Annotated in this window: 19 protein-coding genes and 13 tRNA genes; 27 read left to right on the top strand and 5 right to left on the bottom strand. The window is 41.8% G+C overall.

Features of this window, described 5'->3' with window-relative positions; all coding sequences use genetic code 11:
• Window positions 1–2: 2 nt before the first annotated feature.
• On the top strand, window positions 3–725 hold the full coding sequence (locus tag NE257_RS05825) for a YebC/PmpR family DNA-binding transcriptional regulator (RefSeq protein ID WP_251851775.1): 723 nt from the start codon (window positions 3–5) through the stop codon (window positions 723–725).
• Window positions 726–877: 152 nt separating this feature from the next.
• Here NE257_RS05825 and NE257_RS05820 read toward each other — a convergent pair whose 3' ends face one another.
• Window positions 878–1,870, bottom strand: a complete 993-nt coding sequence (locus NE257_RS05820) for an L-lactate dehydrogenase (protein WP_071859037.1) — start codon at window positions 1,868–1,870, stop codon at window positions 878–880.
• A 325-nt stretch (window positions 1,871–2,195) separates the two neighbouring features.
• Between NE257_RS05820 and pth the strand changes: the two genes are divergently transcribed.
• The 25 genes from pth (at window position 2,196) to NE257_RS05695 (ending at window position 18,586) form a co-directional block, all read left to right on the top strand.
• Entirely contained in the window at window positions 2,196–2,774 is a 579-nt protein-coding gene (gene pth / locus NE257_RS05815) for an aminoacyl-tRNA hydrolase (protein WP_251854689.1), read from the top strand.
• Window positions 2,771–6,310 carry a transcription-repair coupling factor gene (gene mfd, locus NE257_RS05810; RefSeq protein WP_251885980.1) on the top strand — a complete coding sequence of 1,180 codons (3,540 nt, stop codon included), beginning with the start codon at window positions 2,771–2,773 and terminating at the stop codon, window positions 6,308–6,310. The genes pth and mfd overlap by 4 nt, the downstream gene beginning before the upstream one ends.
• A gap of 13 nt (window positions 6,311–6,323) precedes the next feature.
• A complete protein-coding gene (locus NE257_RS05805) occupies window positions 6,324–7,910 on the top strand; it encodes a putative polysaccharide biosynthesis protein (protein ID WP_251885979.1) in 1,587 nt (528 codons plus the stop codon).
• On the top strand, window positions 7,907–8,167 hold the full coding sequence (locus NE257_RS05800; RefSeq protein WP_007208005.1) for an RNA-binding S4 domain-containing protein: 261 nt from the start codon (window positions 7,907–7,909) through the stop codon (window positions 8,165–8,167). Before NE257_RS05805 ends, NE257_RS05800 begins: the two co-directional genes overlap by 4 nt.
• 98 nt (window positions 8,168–8,265) lie before the next feature.
• Window positions 8,266–8,670 carry an FtsB family cell division protein gene (locus tag NE257_RS05795; RefSeq protein WP_007208006.1) on the top strand — a complete coding sequence of 135 codons (405 nt, stop codon included), beginning with the start codon at window positions 8,266–8,268 and terminating at the stop codon, window positions 8,668–8,670.
• 66 nt (window positions 8,671–8,736) lie between these two features.
• Entirely contained in the window at window positions 8,737–9,195 is a 459-nt protein-coding gene (locus NE257_RS05790; protein ID WP_007208007.1) for a S1 domain-containing RNA-binding protein, read from the top strand.
• Between the two features lie 62 nt (window positions 9,196–9,257).
• Entirely contained in the window at window positions 9,258–10,631 is a 1,374-nt protein-coding gene (gene tilS / locus NE257_RS05785; RefSeq protein WP_251885978.1) for a tRNA lysidine(34) synthetase TilS, read from the top strand.
• Between the two features lie 18 nt (window positions 10,632–10,649).
• A complete protein-coding gene (gene hpt / locus NE257_RS05780) occupies window positions 10,650–11,192 on the top strand; it encodes a hypoxanthine phosphoribosyltransferase (RefSeq protein ID WP_251854695.1) in 543 nt (180 codons plus the stop codon).
• 73 nt (window positions 11,193–11,265) lie between these two features.
• Window positions 11,266–13,323, top strand: coding sequence for an ATP-dependent zinc metalloprotease FtsH (gene ftsH, locus NE257_RS05775; RefSeq protein ID WP_251885977.1), 2,058 nt, complete (start codon window positions 11,266–11,268; stop codon window positions 13,321–13,323).
• 123 nt (window positions 13,324–13,446) lie between these two features.
• A complete protein-coding gene (gene hslO / locus NE257_RS05770; RefSeq protein WP_040367253.1) occupies window positions 13,447–14,340 on the top strand; it encodes an Hsp33 family molecular chaperone HslO in 894 nt (297 codons plus the stop codon).
• 1 nt (window position 14,341) lies between these two features.
• A complete protein-coding gene (gene dusB, locus NE257_RS05765) occupies window positions 14,342–15,331 on the top strand; it encodes a tRNA dihydrouridine synthase DusB (RefSeq protein WP_007208012.1) in 990 nt (329 codons plus the stop codon).
• Window positions 15,332–15,433: 102 nt separating this feature from the next.
• Window positions 15,434–16,927 (top strand): lysine--tRNA ligase, encoded by a 1,494-nt coding sequence (gene lysS / locus NE257_RS05760; protein WP_251885976.1) that lies wholly within the window; start codon window positions 15,434–15,436, stop codon window positions 16,925–16,927.
• Window positions 16,928–17,394: 467 nt separating this feature from the next.
• Window positions 17,395–17,483 (top strand) — tRNA-Ser (locus NE257_RS05755).
• A 10-nt stretch (window positions 17,484–17,493) separates the two neighbouring features.
• A tRNA-Glu gene (locus tag NE257_RS05750) sits at window positions 17,494–17,565 on the top strand.
• Window positions 17,566–17,580: 15 nt separating this feature from the next.
• Window positions 17,581–17,653: transfer RNA gene (locus NE257_RS05745), tRNA-Val, on the top strand.
• Between the two features lie 9 nt (window positions 17,654–17,662).
• Window positions 17,663–17,735: transfer RNA gene (locus NE257_RS05740), tRNA-Asp, on the top strand.
• A 39-nt stretch (window positions 17,736–17,774) separates the two neighbouring features.
• A tRNA-Phe gene (locus tag NE257_RS05735) sits at window positions 17,775–17,847 on the top strand.
• A 3-nt stretch (window positions 17,848–17,850) separates the two neighbouring features.
• Window positions 17,851–17,931: transfer RNA gene (locus NE257_RS05730), tRNA-Tyr, on the top strand.
• Window positions 17,932–17,941: 10 nt separating this feature from the next.
• Window positions 17,942–18,015, top strand: a tRNA-Trp gene (locus tag NE257_RS05725).
• Window positions 18,016–18,017: 2 nt separating this feature from the next.
• Window positions 18,018–18,090: transfer RNA gene (locus tag NE257_RS05720), tRNA-His, on the top strand.
• A gap of 8 nt (window positions 18,091–18,098) precedes the next feature.
• Window positions 18,099–18,170, top strand: a tRNA-Gln gene (locus NE257_RS05715).
• Between the two features lie 29 nt (window positions 18,171–18,199).
• Window positions 18,200–18,270: transfer RNA gene (locus NE257_RS05710), tRNA-Cys, on the top strand.
• Between the two features lie 27 nt (window positions 18,271–18,297).
• Window positions 18,298–18,382: transfer RNA gene (locus tag NE257_RS05705), tRNA-Leu, on the top strand.
• A gap of 51 nt (window positions 18,383–18,433) precedes the next feature.
• A tRNA-His gene (locus NE257_RS05700) sits at window positions 18,434–18,506 on the top strand.
• Window positions 18,507–18,514: 8 nt separating this feature from the next.
• Window positions 18,515–18,586 (top strand) — tRNA-Gln (locus tag NE257_RS05695).
• 362 nt (window positions 18,587–18,948) lie between these two features.
• Here the strand turns inward: NE257_RS05695 and NE257_RS05690 are convergent.
• From NE257_RS05690 to NE257_RS05675, 4 genes are all read right to left on the bottom strand, one after another.
• A complete protein-coding gene (locus tag NE257_RS05690) occupies window positions 18,949–19,755 on the bottom strand; it encodes an ABC transporter ATP-binding protein (protein ID WP_251851767.1) in 807 nt (268 codons plus the stop codon).
• A 1-nt stretch (window position 19,756) separates the two neighbouring features.
• Window positions 19,757–20,680 (bottom strand): ABC transporter permease, encoded by a 924-nt coding sequence (locus tag NE257_RS05685; RefSeq protein WP_211205552.1) that lies wholly within the window; start codon window positions 20,678–20,680, stop codon window positions 19,757–19,759.
• Window positions 20,681–20,715: 35 nt separating this feature from the next.
• On the bottom strand, window positions 20,716–21,678 hold the full coding sequence (locus NE257_RS05680) for an ABC transporter substrate-binding protein (RefSeq protein WP_251851766.1): 963 nt from the start codon (window positions 21,676–21,678) through the stop codon (window positions 20,716–20,718).
• Between the two features lie 421 nt (window positions 21,679–22,099).
• Entirely contained in the window at window positions 22,100–23,251 is a 1,152-nt protein-coding gene (locus NE257_RS05675) for a hydroxymethylglutaryl-CoA synthase (protein ID WP_251851765.1), read from the bottom strand.
• A 184-nt stretch (window positions 23,252–23,435) separates the two neighbouring features.
• Between NE257_RS05675 and NE257_RS05670 the strand changes: the two genes are divergently transcribed.
• Window positions 23,436–25,880 carry a hydroxymethylglutaryl-CoA reductase, degradative gene (locus tag NE257_RS05670; RefSeq protein ID WP_251885975.1) on the top strand — a complete coding sequence of 815 codons (2,445 nt, stop codon included), beginning with the start codon at window positions 23,436–23,438 and terminating at the stop codon, window positions 25,878–25,880.
• Window positions 25,881–25,928 lie beyond the last annotated feature (48 nt).

Below are 25,928 nucleotides of genomic sequence, written 5' to 3'. Positions count from 1 at the left end.
ACATGTCAGGACACAGCAAATGGAACAATATTCAAGGGAGAAAAAATGCACAGGATGCCAAACGTGGCAAAATTTTTCAAAAGTTGTCGCGTGAAATTTACATCGCTGCCAAGGCTGGCGGTGGAGAAGTAAGTATGAATCCTGGGCTGCGCTTAGTTATTGATAAAGCCAAGGCAGCCAATATGCCTAATGACAATATTGAGCGCGCAATCAAAAAGGCAACCAGTGGCATAGAAGGTTCTAATTACGAAGAGCTCACGTATGAAGGGTATGGTCCAAATGGTGTGGCGATACTCGTCGAAGCGCTCACTGATAATCGCAATCGTACACAAACCAATGTCCGCGTGGCGTTTACCCGTAATGGTGGCTCATTGGGTGAGACAGGCTCAGTTAGTTATTTGTTTGAACGGCAAGGGTATTTAGCTATTGCGCGCGAAGGGATAGCACTTAGTGAGGAGCAGATGCTTGAAGCAGTGATCGATGCTGGAGCGGAAGATTTACAGATGCAACCAGAAGTAGTTGAAATCTATACGGATCCCGAAGATTTTCTGGCGGTAAAAGAAGCCTTAGAAGCTCAGTTTACACTCGCTCAAGCTGAATTAACTATGGTGCCTAAAACGACAGTCGCGCTCAATGACGCTCAGTTAGAGCAGCTGTCGCAACTAGTCGCGAAGCTAGAAGATGACGACGATGTTTCAGAAGTATATACAAACCTAGCAGAATAAAACAGCAGCACTAGCTACAAGCAAAAAGACCAGTAAATCCCTAAGTTTTTTCTAAAACTTTTGAATTTACTGGTTTTTTTTAAGTATAGCGAATTCTATCTTTTTTTATTCTAAAATAAATCAACACAATGGTTCAAAAGCTTTGTGTTAATTTATTTTTTTTCAGCTTGTGCATCTTCTTTTTCTAGTGCTTCAAAGGCAGCATCAACAACTTCTTTTAATTGTTTTGCGGAAGCAACCATTTTGTCTTGTTCGCTATCTGATAATGGGATTTCAATAATTTTTGCTACCCCATTGGCATTGACAACAGCTGGAGTACCAATGTAGATACCATCTAAGCCATATTGTCCTTCTAAGTAAACAGATAAAGGTAAAACAGCATTTTCGTTATCTAAGATAGCACGAGTAATTCTTGCCAAGGCAACGGCGATACCATAGTAAGTAGCACCTTTTTTCTCGATAATGGTATAGGCAGCATCACGAACACCAAAGAATAAGTTAACCATTGCTTCTTCATCTACTTCAGGGTTATTTTTTACCCATTCATAAATTTGTAAGCCGGCCACGTTGGCATGAGACCATACTGGGAATTCAGAGTCACCATGTTCACCTAAAATATAAGCATGGACATTACGTGCATCCACATCTACTAACTCAGCTAATGCTTGACGGAAACGAGCTGAGTCCAAAGAAGTACCAGATCCGATGACACGTTCTTTAGGAAAACCAGAGAATTTCCATGTTGCATAAGTTAAAATATCTACTGGGTTAGCAGCTACTAGGAAAATACCATCAAATCCTGAAGCAACGATTTGTGTGACAACTGCACGGTTAATTTTTAAGTTTTTATTTACTAAATCAAGACGAGTTTCACCAGGTTTTTGTGCTGCTCCTGCAGTAATAACTACTAAATCTGCATCGTGAGCATCAGCGTAAGTTGCAGAATAGATTTTCTTAGGAGAAGTAAATGCTAGCGCGTGTGAAAGGTCAATGGCATCACCTTCTGTTTTTTTTGTATCAATATCAATAATCCCGACTTCTTGCGCGATGTTTTGCGTAACTAATGCGAATGCATAACTTGAACCAACTGCGCCATCTCCAACTAAAATGACTTTTTGGTAATTCTTTTCAGTAGTTGCAACCATTTGAATCCATCCTTTTTCGTTTTTTTTTTTACAAAGTCTATGTTACCATCTTCTGGTCGATTTGTCATGTGATTTACTAAACAATGTAACAGTTTTTTTTGTGTGTTTTCTTGTAAATGCTTTCTAAAATGGATTTGCAGTATATTATATGACACAGTTGTAAGTGCTGTCATAAAATGATAAAAAAGAGAAAAGAAATTCACGAATTCACTCTTTTGGCTTGAGATGTGCTATAATTTTAGTACCAAATAATTTCCGATACTGGACAGCCTTAAGCTGCCCAGCATTTTGTGTTTGGAAAGAAAATTGATGGAGATTGTATCGCATGAAAATGATAGTAGGATTAGGCAATCCTGGAAAAAAATACGAGCAAACAAAACACAACGTCGGGTTTATGGTTGTTGATCAGATTGCCAATCAAGAAAATAGTGTTTTTAAGAAAACTGCTTTCGAAGCAGAAGTAGCTGATTTTTTTAGTAATGGTGAAAAGATATTACTTGTGAAGCCTCAAACGTTTATGAATGAATCAGGACGAGCTGTCGGCCCGTTGATGACATATTTTGGTGTATATCCAGAAGAATTAGTCGTTGTTTATGATGATTTGGATTTGCAAGTAGGAAAGATTCGATTACGACAAAAAGGCAGTGCTGGTGGACACAATGGGATTAAAAGTATTATTTCGCATCTGGACTCGCAAACATTTAAGCGTGTGAAAGTCGGCATTGGTCGCCCAAAAGGAAAGCAAACGGTGGTACAACATGTGTTAAGTCCGTTTGATAAAGTAGATGCACCATTGATTCAAGAAGGAATCGCACAAGGTGTAGATGCGACGGTAGCGTGGATGCGTGGAGAAGATTTTGTCATGGCTATGAATCGGTTTAATAAAAAAGGGGCATCTGAATGAATATAGTAGAATTAGTGCAAAAGACAGAGCCGGTTGAAAAGTGGCTTCGTCAATTGCAGGAAGGACTGTCGCGTCAGCTCATTACGGGGCTTGCTGGTTCGGCTAAGAATCTGGCCATTGTCGGAGCGTTTCAAAAGCTAGAGCAATCCGTGGTCGTTGTCGTACCCAATCTCTATTACGCCAATCAACTAGCAGAAGATTTGCGTCACGTACAAGAGCAAGTATATGTCTTTCCAGTTGATGAAGTTCTCTCAGCTGAGATGGCGTTTGCTTCGGCGGACGCCAAAGCAGAGCGTGTGGCAACCTTGACTGCAATCACGGCTGAAGAGAGAGGCATCTACATTTTACCAGTTGCAGCATTACGTAAAAGACTACCCAAAAAGCAAACTTGGCAAAATGCGCAACTAAGTATTGCACTAGAAGATGAGCTTGATTTAGAGCAACTGCCAAAAAAATTCGTACAAATGGGCTTTGTGCGTCAAGCAATGATTGAAAAACCAGGTGATTTTAGCATTCGTGGAAGCATCGTAGACATCTACCCATTAAATCAAGTACATCCTGTACGGATTGAATTATTTGATGTAGAAGTCGATTCAATTCGTTACTTTGATGCGCAAACGCAACGTTCACTGGAACAAGTAGAAAAAATTGCCATTCAGCCAACGACTGAACTTATCTTTGCGCCAGAAGATTTTGAACACGGTAAGGAAACATTGCGCGAAATGCTAGAAAAACGTCTGGCAGTGACACAAGATGAGACCGAGCGAGCATTTTTGACAGACTATTTTGGTCAGTTGATGCAATCATGGGACGAAGGTATTGCTGGAGATCAGCCACAGTTTTACACAGATATGCTTTATAAAGATACGGTCACGGTGATGGATTACTTCACCGACTCTTATTATCTGATGGTGGATGACTATGCACGTATCATGGAGACCAATCGAGAAATCGAGCGGGAAGAAGGTGAATGGCATACTCAAAAGATTGAAGAGTTGCGCCTCTTTGCCGATCAGACATTGGGGTATGATGTGCATGCCTTTTTCCAAAAAACGCATGTGCCGACTACATTTTTTGCGTTGTTTCAAAAAGGGATGGGAAATTTGCGCTTTCAAGCAATTGAAACCATTCAATACCGACCGATGCAACAATTTTTTGGTCAGATGGGCTTATTAAAAGCTGAGGTGGATCGTTGGGAGAAGCAAGCACAGACGGTCGTCTTTGTCGTTCAGTCGGCAGAACAACAAAAAAAATTGGAACAAGAATTTCGTGATCATGATATTTATGCAGTACAGACGACACCAGATCGATTATTTTTAGGGCGCTCACAAATTATACATGGGACGTTGCAAGCTGGGTTTGAGTTACCGCATGATCAAGTGGTGGTCGTCACGGAACGGGAGATTTTCCAAAAAGTTGCGAAGCGTCGTGCGCGTAGACAAACAGTGTCCAATGCCGAGCGCTTAAAAAGTTACAACGAGCTAAAAACTGGCGACTATGTGGTACATGAAAATCATGGGATTGGGAAATACATTGGTATGGAAACCCTTGAAGTAGATGGGGTTCATCAAGATTATTTGACAATTATTTACCAAAATGATGACAAACTCTTCATTCCAGTAACGCAGCTGAATATGATTCAAAAATATGTCGCCTCAGAGTCAAAGTCACCAAGAATCAATAAACTAGGCGGAAGCGAATGGACGAAAACCAAACGCAAAGTATCTGGTAAAATTGAAGATATCGCGGATGATTTGATTCAGCTTTACGCACAGCGGGAAGCGGAGAAAGGGTTTGCTTTTGGTCCAGATGATGGCTATCAAAAAGAATTCGAAGATGCCTTCCCTTACTCGGAAACAGAAGACCAGCTACGAAGCACGTCTGAGATAAAAAAAGATATGGAAAAAGAGAAACCAATGGATCGGCTGTTGGTCGGTGATGTTGGCTTTGGAAAGACAGAAGTCGCCTTACGAGCAGCGTTTAAAGCCATTCGTGAAAGCAAGCAAGTCGCAATTTTAGTACCTACGACAATCTTAGCGCAACAGCACTACGAGACCATGGTCGATCGCTTCCAAGGTTTTCCAGTCAATATTGGTATTTTGAGTCGCTTTAGAACCAAAAGCCAACAACAAGAGACCATCGAGCAATTGCGGCGCGGACAAATCGATATTGTAGTAGGGACGCATCGCCTATTATCAAAAGATATTACGTTTGCTGATTTGGGTTTATTGGTGATTGATGAAGAGCAACGTTTTGGGGTCAAGCACAAAGAGCGACTGAAGGAATTACGCTCGCAAGTCGATGTGTTGACCTTAACGGCGACACCGATTCCTCGTACGTTGCACATGTCTATGCTAGGTGTGAGAGACTTGTCGGTCATTGAAACGCCACCTGAAAATCGCTACCCCATTCAAACCTATGTGATGGAGAGTAACCCTGGTGCTATTCGGGAAGCAATCCTACGAGAGATGGCTCGCGGCGGCCAAGTCTTCTACTTGTACAATCGCGTCGATACAATCGAGCGGAAGGTGGAAGAGTTGCAAATGCTTGTTCCTGATGCACGTATTGGCTATGCACATGGTCAAATGACCGAAATCCAGCTAGAGAATACGCTCTTTGATTTTATCGAAGGAGAGTATGATATCTTGGTTACGACGACCATTATCGAGACTGGGGTAGATATTCCTAATGCAAATACGTTGTTTGTGGAAAATGCTGACTACATGGGGCTGTCTACATTGTATCAATTACGCGGGAGAGTCGGACGAAGCAATCGCGTCGCCTATGCCTACTTTATGTACGAGCCGCAAAAGATCTTGACCGAAGTCAGCGAGAAACGACTACAAGCTATTAAAGACTTTACGGAATTAGGTTCAGGCTTTAAAATTGCGATGCGTGATTTGTCCATTCGTGGGGCCGGAAACTTATTAGGTGCCCAGCAGCATGGCTTTATTGATTCGGTTGGGTTTGATATGTATGCGCAGATGCTACAAGAAGCAGTCGAGCGCAAGCAAGGGAAAAATACGCAATTACAAAAAACCAATGTGGAAATTGATCTAGGCATTGATGCCTACTTGCCGGCTTCTTATATAGAAGATGAACGACAAAAAATTGAAATCTATAAACGAATCCGTGAATTAGAAAGTATGGACGCGCTAGATGAGCTGCAAGAGGATCTGCTTGACCGGTTCGGTGACTTTCCAGATGAAGTATCGCATTTGTTAGTCATTGGAGAAGTAAAAATGAACGCTGACCGGGCGTTAGTCGAAGTAATTCGTAAACAACAGCAGACCATTACCGTATTACTCAGCAAAGTCGGTACCAAAAACTACACAGTTGAACAATTATTCGAAGGGTTGGCAGCGACGAAGCTAAAGGCGACAATGGGAATGGAAAAAGAAAAAATGGCGATTCGTCTACAAGTGCCAAAAGACATGAAGGCGATGGTTTGGTTGCAAGAAGTGGCTTCATTTATGCGGGCATTACGTGCCATTCGTTACCAGGAAAAAGGACAAAAATTAGCCGCCCAATCTTAGAAAGGGGACAAGAATGGCGAATAAAACTATGCATTCATTGGTCAGAGGGGCATTTATTTTAACGTTAGCTTCTTTCCTTGCCAAATTGCTGAGCGCAATCTATCGTGTGCCTTTTCAAAATTTGGTGGGGGATCGAGGGTTTTATGTCTATCAGCAAATTTATCCGATATATGGGATTGCAATGACGATTGCGCTGACTAGTGTGCCACAATTTCTGTCAAAATTATTAGTCGGACAGTCACCGTTAGAAAAGCGAACGCAGTTACGGACTTATTTTTCGTTTATTTTTGGTTTGTCTGTTTTGGCTTGGTTATTTTTGTTGCTTACGAGTGACTGGTTAGCGCTAGGTATGGGAGATAAGCAATTGGCACCTCTCATCCGAGTGACGTCCTTTACGTTTTTGTTGATTCCGTTTCTTTCGTTTTACCGCGGTAGTTTTCAAGGAGATTTCTATATGGTGCCGACTGCTGTATCACAAATCATTGAACAGGTGGTACGTGTTGGGATTATCTTGTTGGCGGCACTGGGCTATGTGACGCTGCACTATTCTATTTACCGCGTGGGTGCCTATGCGCTCTCGGGGTCGTTGTTTGGCGGAGTCGTTGCTTGGATGGTGTTGGTGCACTATAGCAAGCAGATGAGTGGTACCACTCTTTCCTTTTGGCGTTTTTTGCAGATTAAGCCACCGAGTAGAGCGGTTCGCATGCGTTTTTACCGTGAAGCCGGGATGTTGACGGTCTTTAGCTCATTATTGATCCTATTTCAGTTAATGGATTCGTTTTTTGTGGTGAATGGATTAATCATTGCGGGGATGCCCAAAGATTTGGCACAATTGGCCAAAGGGGTCTATGATCGCGGACAACCACTCGTTCAGTTAGGATTAGTCGTTGCTGGTGCATTAGGCACAAGCTTTCTGCCGGCTTTGACAGAACATTTGCGGTCGCATAAGCTAATGAAGTTTCGTTTTTCAGCGATTATGTACTTGCGCTTAACGGTTTCACTGTCGCTAGCAGCATCGATTGGGTTAGCAATGTTGATGCCTTTTGTGAACTACACGTTGTTTAAAGATTTCCAAGGAACAAAGACATTGCTTTTGTTTGTATTTGCGATTGCATTGATGGCAATCATTCAAGCCTTTCAAAGTATCGAACAGAGCCGCAACAAAGTCTTGGCTTCTTTTAAAGCAGTTGTTTGTGGCTGCATCGTCAAGTTTGTCACGACAGGAATCCTGACAGCCAGTATGGGGACAATTGGCGCGAGCCTGTCGACGTTGCTCGGCCTAGCAGCGGTGTTAGCGACATTTTTGCATTTTGATGAATTGCAGTTGCATCAATTTTGGACACAGCGAAAGTTTGGTTGGCGCTTGCTTGGGGCGCTGGCCGGTATGGTGGTGATGTTAAGTGGGTATGATGCCTTATGTGTAGCCCTTTTAGCAACCCAGTGGCATCGCAGTCTGACACTGGTGGTCAGCCTTGGCGGTGTTGTGCTTGGGGCAGCGGTGTTTTTGTTACTTATTATAAAATTAAAGGTTTTTACCGTACGGGAATGGTTATTCATTCCGTTTGGTGAGAAGTTACTACGAATAGGAGAGAAAAAATGAGAATTGATAAATTTTTAAAAGTTTCACGTTTGATTAAACGTCGGTCGGTCGCAAAAGAGGTTGCAGACAAAGGAAGAATTCAATTAAATGGCAAAATCGCTAAGTCGGGTACGACAGTCAAAGTTGGCGATGAGTTGCAAATTCAATTTGGTAATCGGACAGTGAACGTTCGTGTTGAAAAATTACAAGAGTCTACCAAAAAGGAAGATGCAAGCTCGATGTATACGCTTCTTTCAGACGAACGAGTGAATGCTTAAAAAATGCGCACGTATCAAAGTTGTTTGCAATATTGTTAGACAAGTGATTCTGATGTTGGTATAATGAAAAAGACAATCAAGAGACTGGGGCGAGTGGATTGAAAAAGCAAAAGAAAAACAAAGTAGCTTATCTGCCAACAGATTTCGCCAAAGAGCAATATGCAACTTACGCAAAGCAAAAGCGGCAAGTGATTTTTCGTCGTAGGCGCTTGGCTGTTATCTGTACAGTCGGTATTGTGGCGTTCATTAGTATCGGATATAGCTTGGCAAGAGACTATGCACGTTTAGCCACGCTAAACACGTATAAGCAAGAGACGTTAGTTGAGCAAAAGCAAGTAAACAAACAAGTAAAACAATTGAAAGCTGATGTCGCATTATTAGAAGACGATGACTATGTAGCCAAGCTGGCGCGCAGTCGGTATTTCTATTCAAAAGACGGCGAGATCAATTTCAAAATACCGGATTCAGATAGTCAATCACCGACTGAGTCTAGTGATAAATAGGTCATCATGACGCGTATGTGTCAATGGAATATAAAAGGGTAATAAAATAGGAGGAACACATTTTTTATGTCAATCGAAGTTGGAGCAAAAGTACCAGGGAAAGTTTCAGGAATTACTAATTTTGGTGCATTTATTGATTTGGGAGCGGGCAAGACGGGCCTTGTCCATATTAGTGAAGTATCAAATGGCTTTGTCAAAGATATCAATGAAGTATTGAAAGTCGGCGATGAAGTGACTGTATTAGTAACGAATATTGGAGCAGATGGCAAAATCGGCTTATCTATTCGTAAAGCAGAGGATCGTCCGCAAGAAGAAAAGCGCGAGTTCCCTAAAAAAGATTTCCATAAAGCGGGACCAAAAAAACCGTTTAACCGCAATCAAGGAAATCAAAATGCAGCAAATAATTCGAAACAAGACTTCGATTCATTGATGTCTTCTTTTTTGAAAGATAGTGATGATCGCCTTTCTTCTTTGAGAAGAAACACTGAAGGAAAGCGCGGCGGTCGCGGCGGTCGCCGTAGCTAGTCAGTATATTGATGGTTGAGCCTTGCGCAAGGTTCAACCTTTTTTTGATTGGAGGAATCACAATGGATGTGCAGCGCATGCAACAAGAATTTCAAACCCAACAATTTGCAAGCCAAGATGTCTTGCTGGCAGTATCGACAGGGGTTGACTCGATGGTTTTGCTCGATTTGCTAGTCTCTTCAGTGACGGATACTCAGCGAATAGCGGTGGCCCATGTGAATCATGGGTTGCGACCAGAGAGTGAAAAAGAAGCTTGCTTTATCAATGCGTATTGCAAAGAACACCAGCTAGATTTCTTTCAAGCCAATTGGACACCGACGTCTAGCAATATCGAAGCCAATGCACGCCAGTTTCGGTATAACTTTTTCAAAAAAATAATGAATGAACAAGGCTACAAGGTACTACTTACTGCACATCATCGCGATGATCAACTCGAGACAATGCTGATGAAGGCGATTCGGGATGGGCAATTGACCGCGCTAAAAGGAATTGTACCAAGTCAGCCGTTTGCCAATGGTCAACTTGTTCGGCCGCTACTACCTTATGACAAACAAACACTTTATGACTATGCCAAAAGGCGTGAGCTAACCTATTTTGAGGATGAGACAAATCAAGACTCGCTTTATTTCCGTAATCGGATGCGTCAGCAAGTCGTCCCGCTCTTAAAAAAAGAGCATCCCCAAGTAACGGAACACTTTCAACAGATTGCCAAGCAAGTCGAAGACAACGAGGCCTTGCTTGAAGAAGTCCTCTGGGAACAAGAAAAAGGGATGTTTAAGAAAACTACTACTGGTTGGTCACTGGATTTGTCTTTATTCCAAAAAAGATCGCCGCTGGTACAAAAATATTTACTGGAAAAAGCAGCCCAAATTGTTCGTTCGACAGGGACAGTCGCGCTCTCGCAAAAACAAATCAATCAAACGCTCACTTTGCTTGATGAACACAAATCCCAATGGCTACTCAACATCGCTCATGGTTGGGTCATTCGCCGAGCCTATCAGACATTGGTTTTGGAGAAAAAGCCTGAGCAACAAGAACGGCAAGCCGTCACTTTAATGGAAGGCACACAGCTCTATTTATCAGATCATCAATGGATTGGGCTCTTCCAATCACCTGTGGACGAGAGTTTACTGCCCCTAAAAGTTCAGACTTGGTCGACTATGTCTGTGGCTTTTTCGGATGAACTAGCCTTGCCACTTTCGGTTCGAAAGCGGCAAGATGGTGACCGAATCGCCCTGACTCCTGAATTGACGAAGCGACTTTCTCGCTGGCTAATTGATCAAAAAATCCCGCAAACACAACGCGAAGATGCTTGGTTTGTTTTAGATTCTACTAAGAAGGGTTTGGTTTTCTTTCCTTTTCTTCATTCCTATTTGAGTATTGCGAAAGAAACTGATAAAATACGGTACGTACTTCTGTATAAATTTCAGAAGTAACTTTGAAAGGAGAACGGTATGTTAGATAAAGATATTGAAAAAATACTTATCACACGAGAGCAAATACAAATGCGTTGTGCAGAATTAGGAAAACAATTAACGGAAGAATATCAGGATAAAACACCGCTTGTGGTTGGCATATTAAAAGGAGCTGTTCCTTTTATGGCGGATATTGTTCGTGAAATGGATTGTTATTTAGAAATAGATTTCTTAGATGTTTCTAGCTATGGAAACGCGACGGTATCTTCCGGAGAAGTGAAGATCGTGAAAGATTTAGATACAAATGTTGAAGGTCGCGATTTATTAATCGTGGAAGACATTATCGACAGTGGCAGAACGTTGGCTTATTTAGTTGACTTGTTTAAATACCGTAAAGCGAAGTCAGTGAAGATTGTGACGTTACTGGATAAACCAGAAGGACGCGTTGTGCCGATTGAAGCCGATTATGTTGGTTTTGATGTGCCAAATGAGTTTGTGGTCGGCTATGGACTAGACTATATTCAACAATACCGTAACCTCCCTTATGTGGGTGTGTTAAAACCATCTGTTTATCAATCGTAAACTATCATAAATTCTATTTAAATATGATACAATGAAATGGTCAGATAAAGACAAGACGACAAGGAGGGCCCGCATGAATAAAAAAGGAAATGGTACGGTCAAAACGACCTTATATTATGTACTCATTTTGTTAGCCATGGTAATGGTTGTCTATTACTTTTTTGGTAACGGCAGCGATCGTTCGCCAGAAATTGAGTATTCGACTTTTACAGAGCAATTAAAGAATGGCGAAGTTGAATCGTTTACGGTTCAACCATCAAATGGTGTGTATCGCATTACTGGGCAGTATAAAGATGCACAAAAAGTAGACAATGACAGTGGATTGAGCGTATTCGGCACAACGTCTTCTACCTCTACTTCATTTTCAACGATTGTCTTACCAAATGATTCCACATTGAATGAGATTACGACATTAGCGAGTGATCAAGGAGTCAAAACAGAGATTGAACAAGAGTCAAATAGTGGGATTTGGTTGTCACTATTGGTTAGTTTCTTACCTTTAGTGATCATCATCTTTTTCTTCTATATGATGATGGGTCAACAAGGCGGCGGCGGTGGCGGCGGAGGCCGCGGCGTGATGAACTTTGGTAAATCAAAAGCCAAAGAAGCAGACAAAAAAGCCAACCGCGTACGTTTTTCTGACGTAGCTGGAGCGGAAGAAGAAAAACAAGAATTAGTTGAAGTGGTCGAGTTCTTAAAAGACCCACGTCGTTTTTCTGCGCTTGGTGCGCGTATTCCAGCAGGGGTATTATTAGAAGGCCCTCCAGGAACAGGGAAAACATTGCTTGCAAAAGCAGTAGCTGGTGAAGCTGGCGTCCCATTTTATTCTATTTCTGGTTCAGATTTTGTTGAAATGTTTGTCGGTGTCGGTGCTAGTCGTGTACGTGACTTGTTCGATACTGCGAAGAAGAATGCGCCTGCGATTATTTTCATTGATGAAATTGATGCAGTCGGACGTCAACGTGGTGCCGGTATGGGTGGCGGACATGATGAACGCGAACAAACTCTAAACCAATTACTAGTTGAAATGGATGGCTTTAACGGAAACGAAGGCGTGATCGTGATTGCTGCGACAAACCGTTCGGACGTATTGGATCCAGCGCTTCTTCGTCCAGGTCGTTTTGACCGCCAAATCTTGGTCGGACGTCCAGATGTGAAAGGCCGCGAAGCTATCTTAAAAGTACATGCTAGAAACAAGCCATTAGCCGATGATGTCGACTTAAAAGTGGTAGCACAACAAACACCTGGCTTTGCCGGTGCAGAATTAGAAAATGTCTTAAACGAAGCAGCGTTAGTCGCAGCTCGTCGAAATAAAACCAAAATCGATGCATCTGACATTGATGAAGCAGAAGATCGGGTGATTGCTGGGCCAGCGAAGAAAGATCGCGTGATTAGTAAGCGCGAACGAGAAATGGTGGCCTACCATGAAGCAGGACATACGATTGTCGGTTTAGTTCTTAGCCGTGCGCGTATTGTCCACAAAGTGACGATTATTCCTCGCGGTCGCGCGGGCGGATACATGATTGCCTTGCCGAAAGAAGATCAAATGTTAATGACCAAAGAAGATATGTTTGAACAAATTGTTGGTCTACTTGGTGGACGGACAGCAGAAGAAATTATTTTCAACGTTCAATCAACGGGTGCTTCCAATGACTTTGAACAGGCGACTGGATTAGCACGTAGTATGGTTACAGAATATGGAATGAGTGACAAATTAGGTCCTGTTCAATACGAAGGAAACCATCAAGTGTTTGTCGGCCGTGATTATGGTCAAACAAAAGCATACTCTGAACAAGTGGCTTATGAGATTGACGGAGAAGTTCGTCGCATTCTCGTTGAAGCACACGCGAAAGCACGTGAAATCATCGAAGAACATCGTGCGCAACACAAATTGATTGCAGAAAAATTATTAGAGTTTGAAACGCTAGATGCCAAAGCAATCAAATCTTTATTTGAAACAGGTAAGATGCCTGAGGGAGTGGAAGAAAATCCTTTCCCAAGCGAAAAAGCAGCATCTTATGAAGAAGCAAAACGAGCATTGGAACAAAAAGATGCGGAAAAACAAGCAGAACAATCAGAAACTGAAACGAAAGAAATCACACCTGATTCAACTGATGACACAACTGTATAATGTTTTGACAAGAGAGCCGTTCATGGAATGACTCTCTTGTTTTTTGATGGAACGAGCGAGGCAGTTGAAAAAATTACGCATTCTCGGTATGATGCAGTAATGAAAAAGAAAGAGGAATTGGAAATGGCAAAAGATTATTTAGTAAAAGCATTAGCATATGGTGGCTATGTGCGTGCGTATGCAGTTTGTGCGACAGATGTCGTAGCAGAAGCACAGCGTCGTCACGATACTTGGAATACAGCGACAGCAGCACTTGGTAGAGCAATTGTCGGATCACTTCTATTAGGAAGCACTGTAAAGGGCGAAGACAAATTAACCGTAAAAATCCAAGGAAATGGACCGGCAGGCTTAATTATGGTCGATGCGAATGGTAGCGGTGAAGTAAAAGGGTACATTCAAAACCCAAAAATTAGTTTACCGTTGAACGCTCAAGGAAAATTAGATGTACGAGGCGCAGTAGGGACAGAAGGTATTTTCACAGTGATCAAAGATTTAGGATTAAAGGAGCCGTTCTCTGGTCAAACACCGATTGTCTCAGGTGAGCTCGGTGAGGACTTTACTTACTACTTAGCGGCTTCTGAGCAAGTACCTTCAGCTGTAGGCTTGAGTGTATTAGTTGATACGGATGATTCTGTGCGCTCGGCAGGGGGCTTTATGCTACAAATTATGCCAGGTGCATCCGAAGAAATGATCGCAAAAATCGAAAATCGTCTTCAAGAACTACCAAAAGTTTCGACTTTGCTTGATCAAGGCAAGACACCCGAAGATATTTTAGATACCATTTTTGCTGGCGAGTCAGTAATGATTTTAGAAGAAATGCCAGTTGAGTTTAAATGTGATTGTTCAAAAGAAAAATTTGCTTCAGCTATTTTAACGCTAGGATCCAAAGAGATTCAAGATATGATTGATGAAGACCATGGCGCAGAAGCTGTTTGTTCATTTTGCGGGAACAAGTATTTCTTTGATGAGCAAGAACTGACAGAGATTAAGGAAGAGATTACTGGAGGAGCAAAGTAAAATGTCTACATCTTGGATGATTGGTCAAGTGGAGATTCCCAATCGTGTCGTTGTGGCACCGATGGCAGGTATTTCAAATGCCGCATTCCGTGTGACAGTGAAAGAAGCTGGTGCGGGACTAGTCGTGTGTGAAATGATTAGTGACAAAGGGATTCAGTTGCGCAACAAAAAGACATTAGAAATGTTGTACATCGACGAAACAGAGCATCCGTTGAGTTTGCAAATTTTTGGTAGCACAAAAGAATCACTCGTTGAGGCGGCTCAGTTTGTCGAGAAAAATACGACGGCAGATATCATTGACATTAATATGGGCTGCCCGGTAAATAAGATTATCAAAGCCGAGGCGGGTGCTAAATGGCTGCTTGATCCAAACAAAGTATACGAAATGGTACAAGCAGTTGCTTCGGCAGTATCCATTCCTGTGACGGTAAAGATGCGTACGGGCTGGGATGAGGAGCATTTATTTGCTGTAGAAAATGCGTTAGCCGCACAAGCTGCTGGTGCCGCAGCTGTTGCGATGCATGGAAGAACGCGTGTACAAATGTATGAAGGCAAAGCTGATTGGTCCGTCTTGAGAGAAGTGAAGAAAAAACTCTCGATTCCTCTCATGGGCAACGGCGATGTACGCACACCTGAAGATGCGCGGCGTATGTTTGAAGAAGTCGGCTGTGATGCCGTCATGATTGGTCGAGCAGCCTTAGGTAATCCGTGGATGATTGGGCGTACCAATCACTACTTGCAGACCGGTGAATTGATTGCTGAGCCGACACCAGAAGAGAAAATTGCGATGGCTAAGCTTCACTTTGACCGACTAGTAGCTCTAAAAGGAGAAAGAATCGCAGCAAGAGAGTTTCGCCAACATGCCGCCTATTACTTAAAAGGCATTTCAAGAACGGCTAAGCTAAAGGCTGAAATTAATAAATCAGAAGATCGTCAAACGACCATGATGTTACTCGATGATTTTTTGGCAAACCAAGTAGTGGCTGGATAATTGTTGCAAATCAAAGCAAGTCGGAGTAGAGATTCGGCTTGCTTTTTTGCCTGAAGATTGGCATTATAAGAAAGAAGCATATCTGAGAATGGAGGAAAACTCGTGACAGAGGAACGACAAACACAAGAAGAATTAAATGATCAAATGCTGGTTCGTCGCCAAAAAATGGAGTCATTACGTGAAGAAGGGATAGATCCTTTTGGTCATCGTTTTGAGCGCACACATCAATCAGCAGAACTACATGAATTATTTGATCCTCGTACGAAAGAGGAATTAGAAGAGATGGGTCTGACTGCTAGTGTGGCTGGACGTATTGTAACCAAGCGCGGTAAAGGGAAAGTTGGCTTTGCTCACTTGCAAGATCGTGAAGGCCGCATCCAGATTTATGTCCGTAAAGATCAAGTAGGTGATGAGCCCTATGATGTCTTTAAGCATGCTGACTTAGGTGATTTCTTCGGTGTGACTGGTCAAATCATGAAGACCGATACTGGTGAAGTAACGATTAAACCAACTGAAATTACCATTTTATCAAAAGCGTTGCGTCCATTACCTGACAAGTATCATGGGTTAACGAATGTTGAGCAACGCTACCGTCAACGTTATTTGGATTTGATTAGCAATCAAGAAAGCTTTGATCGTTTTACAAAACGAAGCAAAATCATCAGCGAAATTCGTCGCTATTTAGATGGATTAGGCTATCTTGAAGTGGAAACACCAGTATTGCATAATCAAGCAGGTGGGGCAGCTGCACGGCCATTTATTACACATCACAATGCATTAGATATAGATTTGTATTTGCGCATTGCGTTAGAATTGCACCTAAAACGGCTAATCGTAGGTGGCATGGAAAAAGTCTACGAAATTGGACGAGTATTCCGTAATGAAGGAATCGATACGACGCATAACCCAGAATTTACCATGATGGAATGTTATACCGCGTATACAGATTATCGTGATGTAATGGACTTGACAGAAGGAATTATTCGGACTGTCGCTGAAAAAACACTAGGTATAACAAGTATCACGTATGGTGGAGCACCTGTTGATTTGGGTTCTGACTTCCGACGCGTACACATGGCAGATGCTGTAAAAGAAAAGACGGGCGTAGATTTCTGGCAAGAAATGTCCATTGAACAAGCACGTCAATACGCGAAAGAACACAATGTTGAAATTACCGATGCAATGGCAGTTGGCCATATTTTGAATGAATTTTTCGAAACATTTGTTGAAGAAACATTACAACAACCGACATTTGTTTACGGTCATCCTGTTGAAGTATCACCATTGGCTAAGAAAAATCCAGAAGACCCACGATTTACTGATCGTTTTGAATTGTTCATCGTTGGCCGTGAATTTGCCAACGCCTTTACTGAATTAAATGATCCAATCGATCAAAGAGAACGTTTTGAAGAGCAAGAACGTGAAAGAGAAGCAGGAAATGATGAAGCACATGGCGTGGATGAAGATTTCTTGGAAGCTTTGGAATATGGTATGCCACCAACCGGAGGGCTAGGGATTGGAATCGATCGACTAGTGATGCTTTTGACGGATGCACAATCAATCCGTGATGTGTTGTTATTCCCGACAATGCGTTAATAGTAGTGTATTAACCAAAGAAACTGAATAATGAATGAATTATTTGTTATAAAAGAGCTGGAAGACGAACGTTTTTCAGCTCTTTTTTTCGAATGAAAGTGTTTAGAAGAAGAACTGAAAAACCACAAAAAAAGATTGACCTATGGCAAATTACTTGTTATATTAATAGAGGTCTTAAAAAGAGAGCTTCATCTGAAATTTTATTTTTAAAAAGTGTTGACGAATGTCAAATCAGATGGTAATATAACGAAGTTGATTTGTTTCTAGTTTTATAAATGCTGATACAGCAGTTTAAAAAGTGAAAAAACATGTTGACAAATAACATTTCATTTGATAAGATAGTCAAGTCGCTAAATGAGTGATGAAAAACATTTTTAAAAATCTTATTTCTAACTGTTGACAAATCAACGGAGAAGTGTTAAGATACTCAATAGAGAAAAAGAGTAAGAAAGATGTTTCTTTCGTCCGGAGAGTTGTCCGAGAGGCCGAAGGAGCATGATTGGAAATCATGTAGATGGCTAAAGCTGTCTCAAGGGTTCGAATCCCTTACTCTCCGTTAATACAATGGTCCGTTGGTCAAGCGGTTAAGACACCGCCCTTTCACGGCGGTAACACGGGTTCGATTCCCGTACGGATCATATTATTGAAATATTGGAGGTTTAGCTCAGCTGGGAGAGCATCTGCCTTACAAGCAGAGGGTCAGCGGTTCGATCCCGTTAACCTCCATAGAAAAAAGGTTCCGTGGTGTAGGGGTTAACATGCCTGCCTGTCACGCAGGAGATCGCGGGTTCAAATCCCGTCGGGACCGTATTTTCAAATATTTCACTAATAATAGCATAGAAAATTTGGCTCGGTAGCTCAGTTGGTAGAGCAATGGATTGAAGCTCCATGTGTCGGCAGTTCGATTCTGTCCCGCGCCATCTGGAGGAGTAGCGAAGTGGCTAAACGCGGCGGACTGTAAATCCGTTCCTTTCGGTTCAGTGGTTCGAATCCACTCTCCTCCATTAAATATTTAGGGGCATAGTTTAAAGGTAGAACAGCGGTCTCCAAAACCGTTAGTGTGGGTTCAATTCCTGCTGCCCCTGCCATGGCGATCGTGGCGAAGTGGTTAACGCACCGGATTGTGGCTCCGGCACTCGTGGGTTCGATTCCCATCGTTCGCCTTTATAATTGGGGTATAGCCAAGCGGTAAGGCAAGGGACTTTGACTCCCTCATGCGTTGGTTCGAATCCAGCTACCCCAGTTGCTTGAAAAGAGCAAAAATTGTATAATGGCGGTATAGCCAAGTGGTAAGGCAGAGGTCTGCAAAACCTTCATCACCGGTTCAAATCCGGTTACCGCCTTAGTACAATATATACTTTTAACAACAGGCCGGCGTGGCGGAATTGGCAGACGCGCTGGACTCAAAATCCAGTGCCCGTTGAGGGCGTGCCGGTTCGACCCCGGCCGCCGGTATTGACTAAGATGAGTCATCGTCTTAGTTTTTTAATTTGTCTTTGTAATATGGCGATCGTGGCGAAGTGGTTAACGCACCGGATTGTGGCTCCGGCACTCGTGGGTTCGATTCCCATCGTTCGCCCTTTTTATTGGGGTATAGCCAAGCGGTAAGGCAAGGGACTTTGACTCCCTCATGCGTTGGTTCGAATCCAGCTACCCCAGTCATTTAAAGAGTACAAGTGGTTCCTATTTGTTCTTTTTAAAATAGTGATGATTTTAAATAAATATTGAAAAAGAGCATGCTTGGACAAGCTCTTTTTTGTAATGTTAATTGATTCATTTGATCACATGTTACTTGTAAATTAAAAACGCCTTCCACGCGAGTGAGGTAGTCAGATAGAGAGAAATGACAGTAGGTGATACAAATGGCTAATAAAGCGATATAGCTCATACAAAGTGGTTATGGAGACACTATAGCTGTTTCAAAAAAACTTGTCGCTTGTTTAGATGCTAGATAATTGGAGTTTTTTATAAAAAATTAGTGTTCTTACTTATTAAGTAAGAACACTATTTCAGTTTACGTATCATCTTTGTAGTAGTAATTGATCGTCAACTAATTCAGCCCCGCTATTTTTTTGGAATAACGCCATTAGTTTTGGAACGGTAAGTTGGTCTTTGTCGGCTCCTTGTATATCAACGACGATAGTTCCTTGATGAAGCATAATTAGTCGATTTCCATAACGAATGGCATCTTCCATATCATGAGTAACCATAAAGGCTGTTAATTTTTGTTCTGTTATTAATTTTTGAGTTAATTGCATCACGGTAATTGATGTCTTTGGATCTAGTGCAGCTGTGTGTTCATCTAAGAGTATCAATTCGGGACGTTCCAAAGTGGCCATGAGTAGGGTAATTGCTTGACGCTGCCCTCCAGAAAGCAGTCCGATTTCAGTAGTTAAGCGATTCTCTAGTCCTAAATTCAGCATTGAGAGCTGTTTTTTGAAATAGTCTTTATCTTTGTTTTTTACCCCAGATGCAAAGCCTCTTTTTTTGCCACGTTTCATAGCTAGCGCTAAATTTTCTTCGACAGTCAATCGTACGGCTGTTCCTAATTTAGGGTCTTGAAATACACGAGAAATGTCTTTCGATCGCTTCATGACGGATTGTTTGGTGATGTCTTTGCCATTTAACTCTACCGTACCAGAAGTAATCTGATGGGTGCCTGCGATACTGTTAAGCAACGTAGACTTCCCAGCGCCATTGCCCCCAATAATTGTGATGAAGTCACCGGGATGGATCTCTAGATTAATGCCTTTTAAAACATGGTTTTCATTAATTGTGCCTCGTTCAAAAACTTGATGAAGATCATGGATAGATAAGACAGGTGTCATGTTAATTCACCTCTTTCTTTGCGTTCTTACGTTTACCTGGGAATCCGTGAATGCCTAATTTAGACTGTACTTGCGGTAATGACAAACAAATAACTAAGACGATGGCAGAGGCAATTTTTGAATCAGAAGGCTCAACATTGAATTCAAAAACAATCGCTAATATGAAGCGATAAATAATTGAACCAGCCACGATTGTTAATAGGCGAATAAGAAGAGGCTTATTTCGTAACAATACTTCTGCAATAATAATGGATGCTAAACCAATAACGATTGTTCCGACACCGGAGTTCAAATCGGCAAACCCGTTATTTTGAGCGATAAGTGCTCCCGATAATGAAATGCATCCGTTTGAAATCATATAACCGATCATTTTCATATTGTCGGTATTGATTCCATTTGCTTCACTCATGTCTATGTTGTCACCGGTAGCACGTATGGCTAGGCCGATTTCGGTTTTGAAAAAGACGTAAAGAACTGCAATGACGAGTAGGGCTACGATAAATCCAACGACAATGACGGCATTTACTTTTGTTAAGCCTAAGTCTTGAATCCAAGTGAAAATAGTAGATTCACCTAATAGTGAAATATTAGGTGCTTTTCCCATAACACGGTTGGTAATAGAGTAGAGACCGGTCATGGTAATAATTCCTGCTAGGAGAGCAGGAATTTTTAGTTTTGTATGGAGCAAGCCAGAGATTAGACCAGCTAAAACACCACCACAAAAACCTAAAATAGTTGCAAGTACTGGCGAAAAGCCATTTGTGATAGAGATTGCTGCAATACCTGCTCCTAAAGGAAAACTTCCTTCAGCAGTCAGGTCAGCAATATCTAAAATACGAAATGTGAGGTAAACACCAATCGCTAGTAAAGACCATAGTACACCTTGCGATGTTGCAGATTGAAAAATTGTTAAAAAGTCACTTATTGTCATAATAGTCATTCCTTTATTAGTTAAGCATACTATTCCGGTAGTTTGATTGAATCAGGGTCGATACCTAGTGCTTCGGCCATTTCTTTGTTAACAGTTAGTTTTAGATCGTTTGCTGATTCGATAGCAGTGGTACTTGGCTTGGCATCTCCATCTAAGATTTTAGCTGCCATGATACCTGTTTGTTTACCTAATGCTTCATAGTCTATACCATATGTTGCTAATCCGCCTTGTTCGACTTGTTCGACAGAACCAGCTACGATCGGTGTTTTCGTTTCTTTTGCAACTTCACCGACAATTGTCGCAGCTGAGGCAAAGGTGTTATCAGTTGGAATGTAGATACCATCCACGTCTTTAGCAAGAGAGGTAGTTACTTGTTGGACGTCGTTTGTAGTATTGGCTGTCAAAACTTTTACCGCCACTCCAGCTTCTTTTAATTCTTTTTCAGCTAAGTCCGCCTGAATTTTTGAATTTGATTCGCCAGCGTTATACATGATCCCGATTGTTTTTGCATCAGGTACGATACTTAAAAGAAGATCGATTTGTTTCTTGATAGGAACCATGTCTGTGGTACCAGTCACATTGCCACCCGGTTCTTTTTCTGATTTTACTAATTTAGCTGCTACTGGATCAGTTACTGCGGTAATAACGATTGGGATATCTTGAGTTTCATTTGCCAATGATTGCGCGGAAGGAGTGGCAATTCCTAGCAATAAATCTGGTTTTTCTTTCACTAGTTTTTCACTCATACTTTTTAAGTTGTCTTGATTGTTTTGAGCATTTTGGTAGTCAAAAGTAACATTTTTTCCTTCGGTGTACCCTCCTTCAGCTAGACCTTCTTTGAATCCTTTATAGGCCGCATCGAGGGATTCGTGTTGCACGACTTGCAAAATCCCCACAGTTTTTGTGTCAGATGACTCACTAGAACTCTTTCCACATGCACCTAAAGCAAGTAAACTCACTGCTAAAATTGAAGCTGTAACCATTTTTTTCATTTCTTTTCCCCCTTTATAATTGCTCTAAAAAACCCATCCAGACAAAGTCCAAATGGGTTACATAATCTTTTTTTGTAAGATTCAGCCATTTGGATGTGTCCACTGGCTAAAATCAGAGCGAAATACCTTAGCCATTCTAGATAGTACATGGGTACTTGTATCCAGAATGCTGCATACAAGTCTATCTAAAGTAGCTAAAGTAATACGTATTCAATTGTGTGAGTTGTGATGTTTTGTTCATCATGGAACATTCCTTTCACATTGAATTGTATTTAGTATAAAAAAAGGCGGAATAGATGTCAATAAGAAAAGAAAAAATATTCAGAAAAATCAAAAGAAAGACAAATAAAACAAGCTATCTGTTAAAGAAGTTAGTAGCAAAAAAAAAGCTAGCCCACTGATTGGCACTAGCTTTTTATGATTATTGACGATAAAAACGGATGTAGTCTTTGATTTCGGTTATGCTGAATGGTTGATCATCTTGAAATTGACTATATTTTGTCATGTCCAATGTATCATTGAATAGCTGTTCATATTCAGGAATAGCTAGCTTGATTCGTCGCGATAGTAGTTGCGTATGCAACTCTTCGTGTAGATGATGTTTATAGCCGTCTACTAAATGCCCTGTGAAAAATTCAGCGACACTGCCTGAGCCGTAGCTAAATAGGCCAATTTTGTCACCTGATTTTAAAGCAACACTTGTTTCGAGCAATGAAATTAGACCTAGGTAGAGAGACCCAGTATACAGATTACCGACTTTGCGACTGTAATGAATGCTCTCTTCGTAGCGTTCAAGTAACAATTCAGCGATTTCATGAGGTGCTGTCTCTAATTTAGATAATAACGCTTTTTTCCCCATCTTGGTGTAGGGAACATGAAAACATAATGCAGCAAAATCTGCAAAAGATTGCGAGTAGCGCGTGGTGTATTCGTCCCAAATTTTTTGGAATGACGCGATATACGTTTCATTGGAAAGTGGTCCATTCACTTCGGGATAGAGATTGCCGGTCGGACGCCAAAAGTCATAAACATCTTGAGTGAAAGCGACGGTCTCTGACGAAAGCTCTAAGATACGAGGGTTGGCAGAAAGAATCATAGCTACAGCACCAGCTCCTTGAGTGGGTTCTCCCCCGGAATTTAGACCATAGCGTGCGTTATCGGTCGCGATGACCAAGACTAGGCTGTCTGGATGAGCGGCTATGTGGTCACGGGCGATTTGAATCCCAGCCGTAGCTCCATAACAAGCTTGTTTAATTTCAAATGATCGTGTAAAAGGGCTCAGACCCAATAAGCGATGTAAAACAACAGCGGAAGCTTTTGACTCATCGGTACTGGACTCCGTTCCTACAATAATCATATCAATTTTTTCTTGATTTTCTTTAGTGAGTATTTGTTTAGCGGCATTGGCTGCGAAAGTCACAATATCTTGAGTTTTCGGCGCAATAGCCATCTGGGATTGTCCAATCCCAATAATGTATTTGTTTGGATCGACGTTACGAGCAATTGCAAGTTCGGGCATGTCCACGTAATAAGGGGGTACAAAAAATGATAGTTGATCTATACCTATCGACATCGGTTTCTCCTTTCAAATTGAAAAAAATTTTGCTACGTATAACATAACATATAAAGGAAAAGATATGCTTGTAATGATAGAATTTTAAAGATTGTTAAAGAATCCTGTAGCGAATGATGTTAGCTATTGGTGAAGTATTCTTTTTTTTGTGTATCCATGCTATATTTTTTATGGAGGTGGCCAAGTGGAGAAAGTAGTAATCATTGATGCGTTACGCACACCAATTGGAAAATATCACGGTGAATTAGCAGTGTATTCGGCCGTTGAGTTAGGAACCATTGTGACAAAAGAACTATTGGATCGACATAAAGGAATGGTAAACGATATTGATTATGTCGTTTTTGGGAATGTCTTACAAGCTGGAAATGGCCAAAATCCAGCGAGACAAATTAGTCTGAAGGCTGGGTTAGAAGTAGCGGTACCGGCTGTGACTGTGAATGAAGTATGTGGGTCAGGCATGAAAGCTATAGCGCTTGCACGGCAAATGCTCCAATTAAAAGAAGCAAACATTGTGCTAGCTGGTGGGGTAGAGAGTATGACCAATGCACCATCTGTTAGTTATTTTGATAAAGCAACAAAGACTTATTCGCAGCCTGAACAAGTCATGTTTGTTGATGGGTTAAAGGATGCATTAAGTGGGAAAATGATGGGAATGACGGCTGAACTTGTGGCCGAACGCTATGGTGTCTCAAGAGAAGCACAGGATGCGTTTGCCTATCGTTCGCAACAAAAAGCAGCCCATGCCCAAAATAGTGGCTGGTTTGAGCAAGAAATCGTGCCAGTTCCTTTAGCAGATCAATCGCTAGTAACCAAGGACGAAGGCATTCGTCCGCAAACAACGACGGAAAAATTGGCGACGTTAAAGACCGTATTTAAAGAGAATGGCACGGTAACAGCAGGAAATGCTTCGACTATTAATGATGGGGCAGCGGCACTCCTACTATGCACCAAAACGTATGCACTAGCCAATCGTATTCCATACCTTGCTGAGATTGAAGACATGGTAGAAATTGGGATTGAGCCAGAAGTGATGGGGATTTCTCCAATTCAAGCGATTAAAAAATTAAGCCAACGCAACCAGCTGGCACTTGATGACGTAGATTTATTTGAAATCAACGAAGCATTCGCAGCTTCTTCCATTGTGGTCGAAAACGAATTAGGATTGGACGAGACGAAAGTTAATATTGCTGGTGGCGGAATTTCTTTAGGCCATGCGATTGGTGCGACAGGTGCTAGAATTGTCACGACACTGGTTCATCAGCTTCGTCGCACGAAGCAAAAGACAGGTATTGCATCGTTGTGTGTAGGTGGTGGACTTGGATTGGCGTTGCTTTTACGCGTACCAGACCAAGAAATACTCGATCAGGCGGATCTTCCTTTTTATAAGAAGACACCAGGGGAGCGACGGGCTGACTTGGTGGAGCAAGGCATTTTAACAAATGAGCAAGCGGAATTATTGTCACAGCAAGAACTATCTGAAAGTATTAGCAATCACTTAATTGAAAACCAACTGAGTGATTTTCCGTTGCCTTTAGGTGTGGCCAAAAATTTACTAATTAATGGCAAAGAATACATTGTTCCACTCGTGACAGAAGAGCCATCTGTCATTGCTGCTTGTAGCAATGGAGCGAAAATGGCCAAGACGACTGGTGGCTTTGTTGTCAAGGCGACTGAACGCTTGTTGCGGGGGCAAATTATTTTTACTCAAGTAGCCAGTCTCCAGTCGTTCGTCCAAGCGCTTGAGGAGAAGAAAAATCATTTTTATCAGCTAGCAAACAAAGCATATCCGTCGATTGTCGTCCGTGGCGGTGGCGTGCGCAAGATTGAAGTGCGGACCTTTGCAAATACACGTGATGTATCATTAGATGTCTTTATGGACACGCAAGAAGCGATGGGCGCAAATATGCTAAATACGGTTCTGGAAGCTATTGCCAATGAAATAAAAGAGCAGTTTACTGAACAGCTTTTGATGAGCATTTTATCGAATTATGCGACAGAGGCAGTGACGACCGTCTGCTGCCGCATTCCATTTGCAAAACTATCAAAAGGAACAAACGGTGAACAAATTGCAACGAAAATTACCGAAGCAGCACGCTATGCGAAAATCGATATCTATCGAGCAACGACGCATAACAAAGGAATAATGAATGGTATCGAGGCATTCGTACTAGCGACGGGTAACGATACACGTGCAGTAGGGGCGGCTATCCACGCATATGCGGCACGAAATGGTTCATATCAAGGCTTAAGTGACTGGTATATAGAGGAAGGTGAGCTTGTAGGTGAACTAGCAGTCCCTATTCTCATGGCGTCTGTCGGTGGTGCCACGACCATTTTGCCAAAAGCGCATGCAGTTCATGAAATGCTAGGAAACCCATCGGCACAAGAATTAGCGTATATAGCCGTTGCAGTAGGACTCGCGCAAAACTTAGCTGCATTAAGAGCGCTGGTTTCAGAAGGAATCCAGCAAGGACATATGGCCTTGCAAGCACGATCGCTGGCTATGAGTGTTGGTGCGAATGCAGAAGAAATAGACACGGTCGTAAAAAAAATGACACAAGGTGAAATGAATCAAAATGCGGCTCGCTTGTATTTGCAGCAAATTCGACAAGAAACCATAAATGAATAAATAATATGAAAAGAATATTTGTATTTTAAAGAAATCATAGAAAATTTT

The sequence above is a fragment of the Enterococcus italicus genome (assembly GCF_023743875.1).
Classification (GTDB): domain Bacteria; phylum Bacillota; class Bacilli; order Lactobacillales; family Enterococcaceae; genus Enterococcus_G; species Enterococcus_G italicus.
This window is presented reverse-complemented; position numbering and strand designations above follow the sequence as displayed.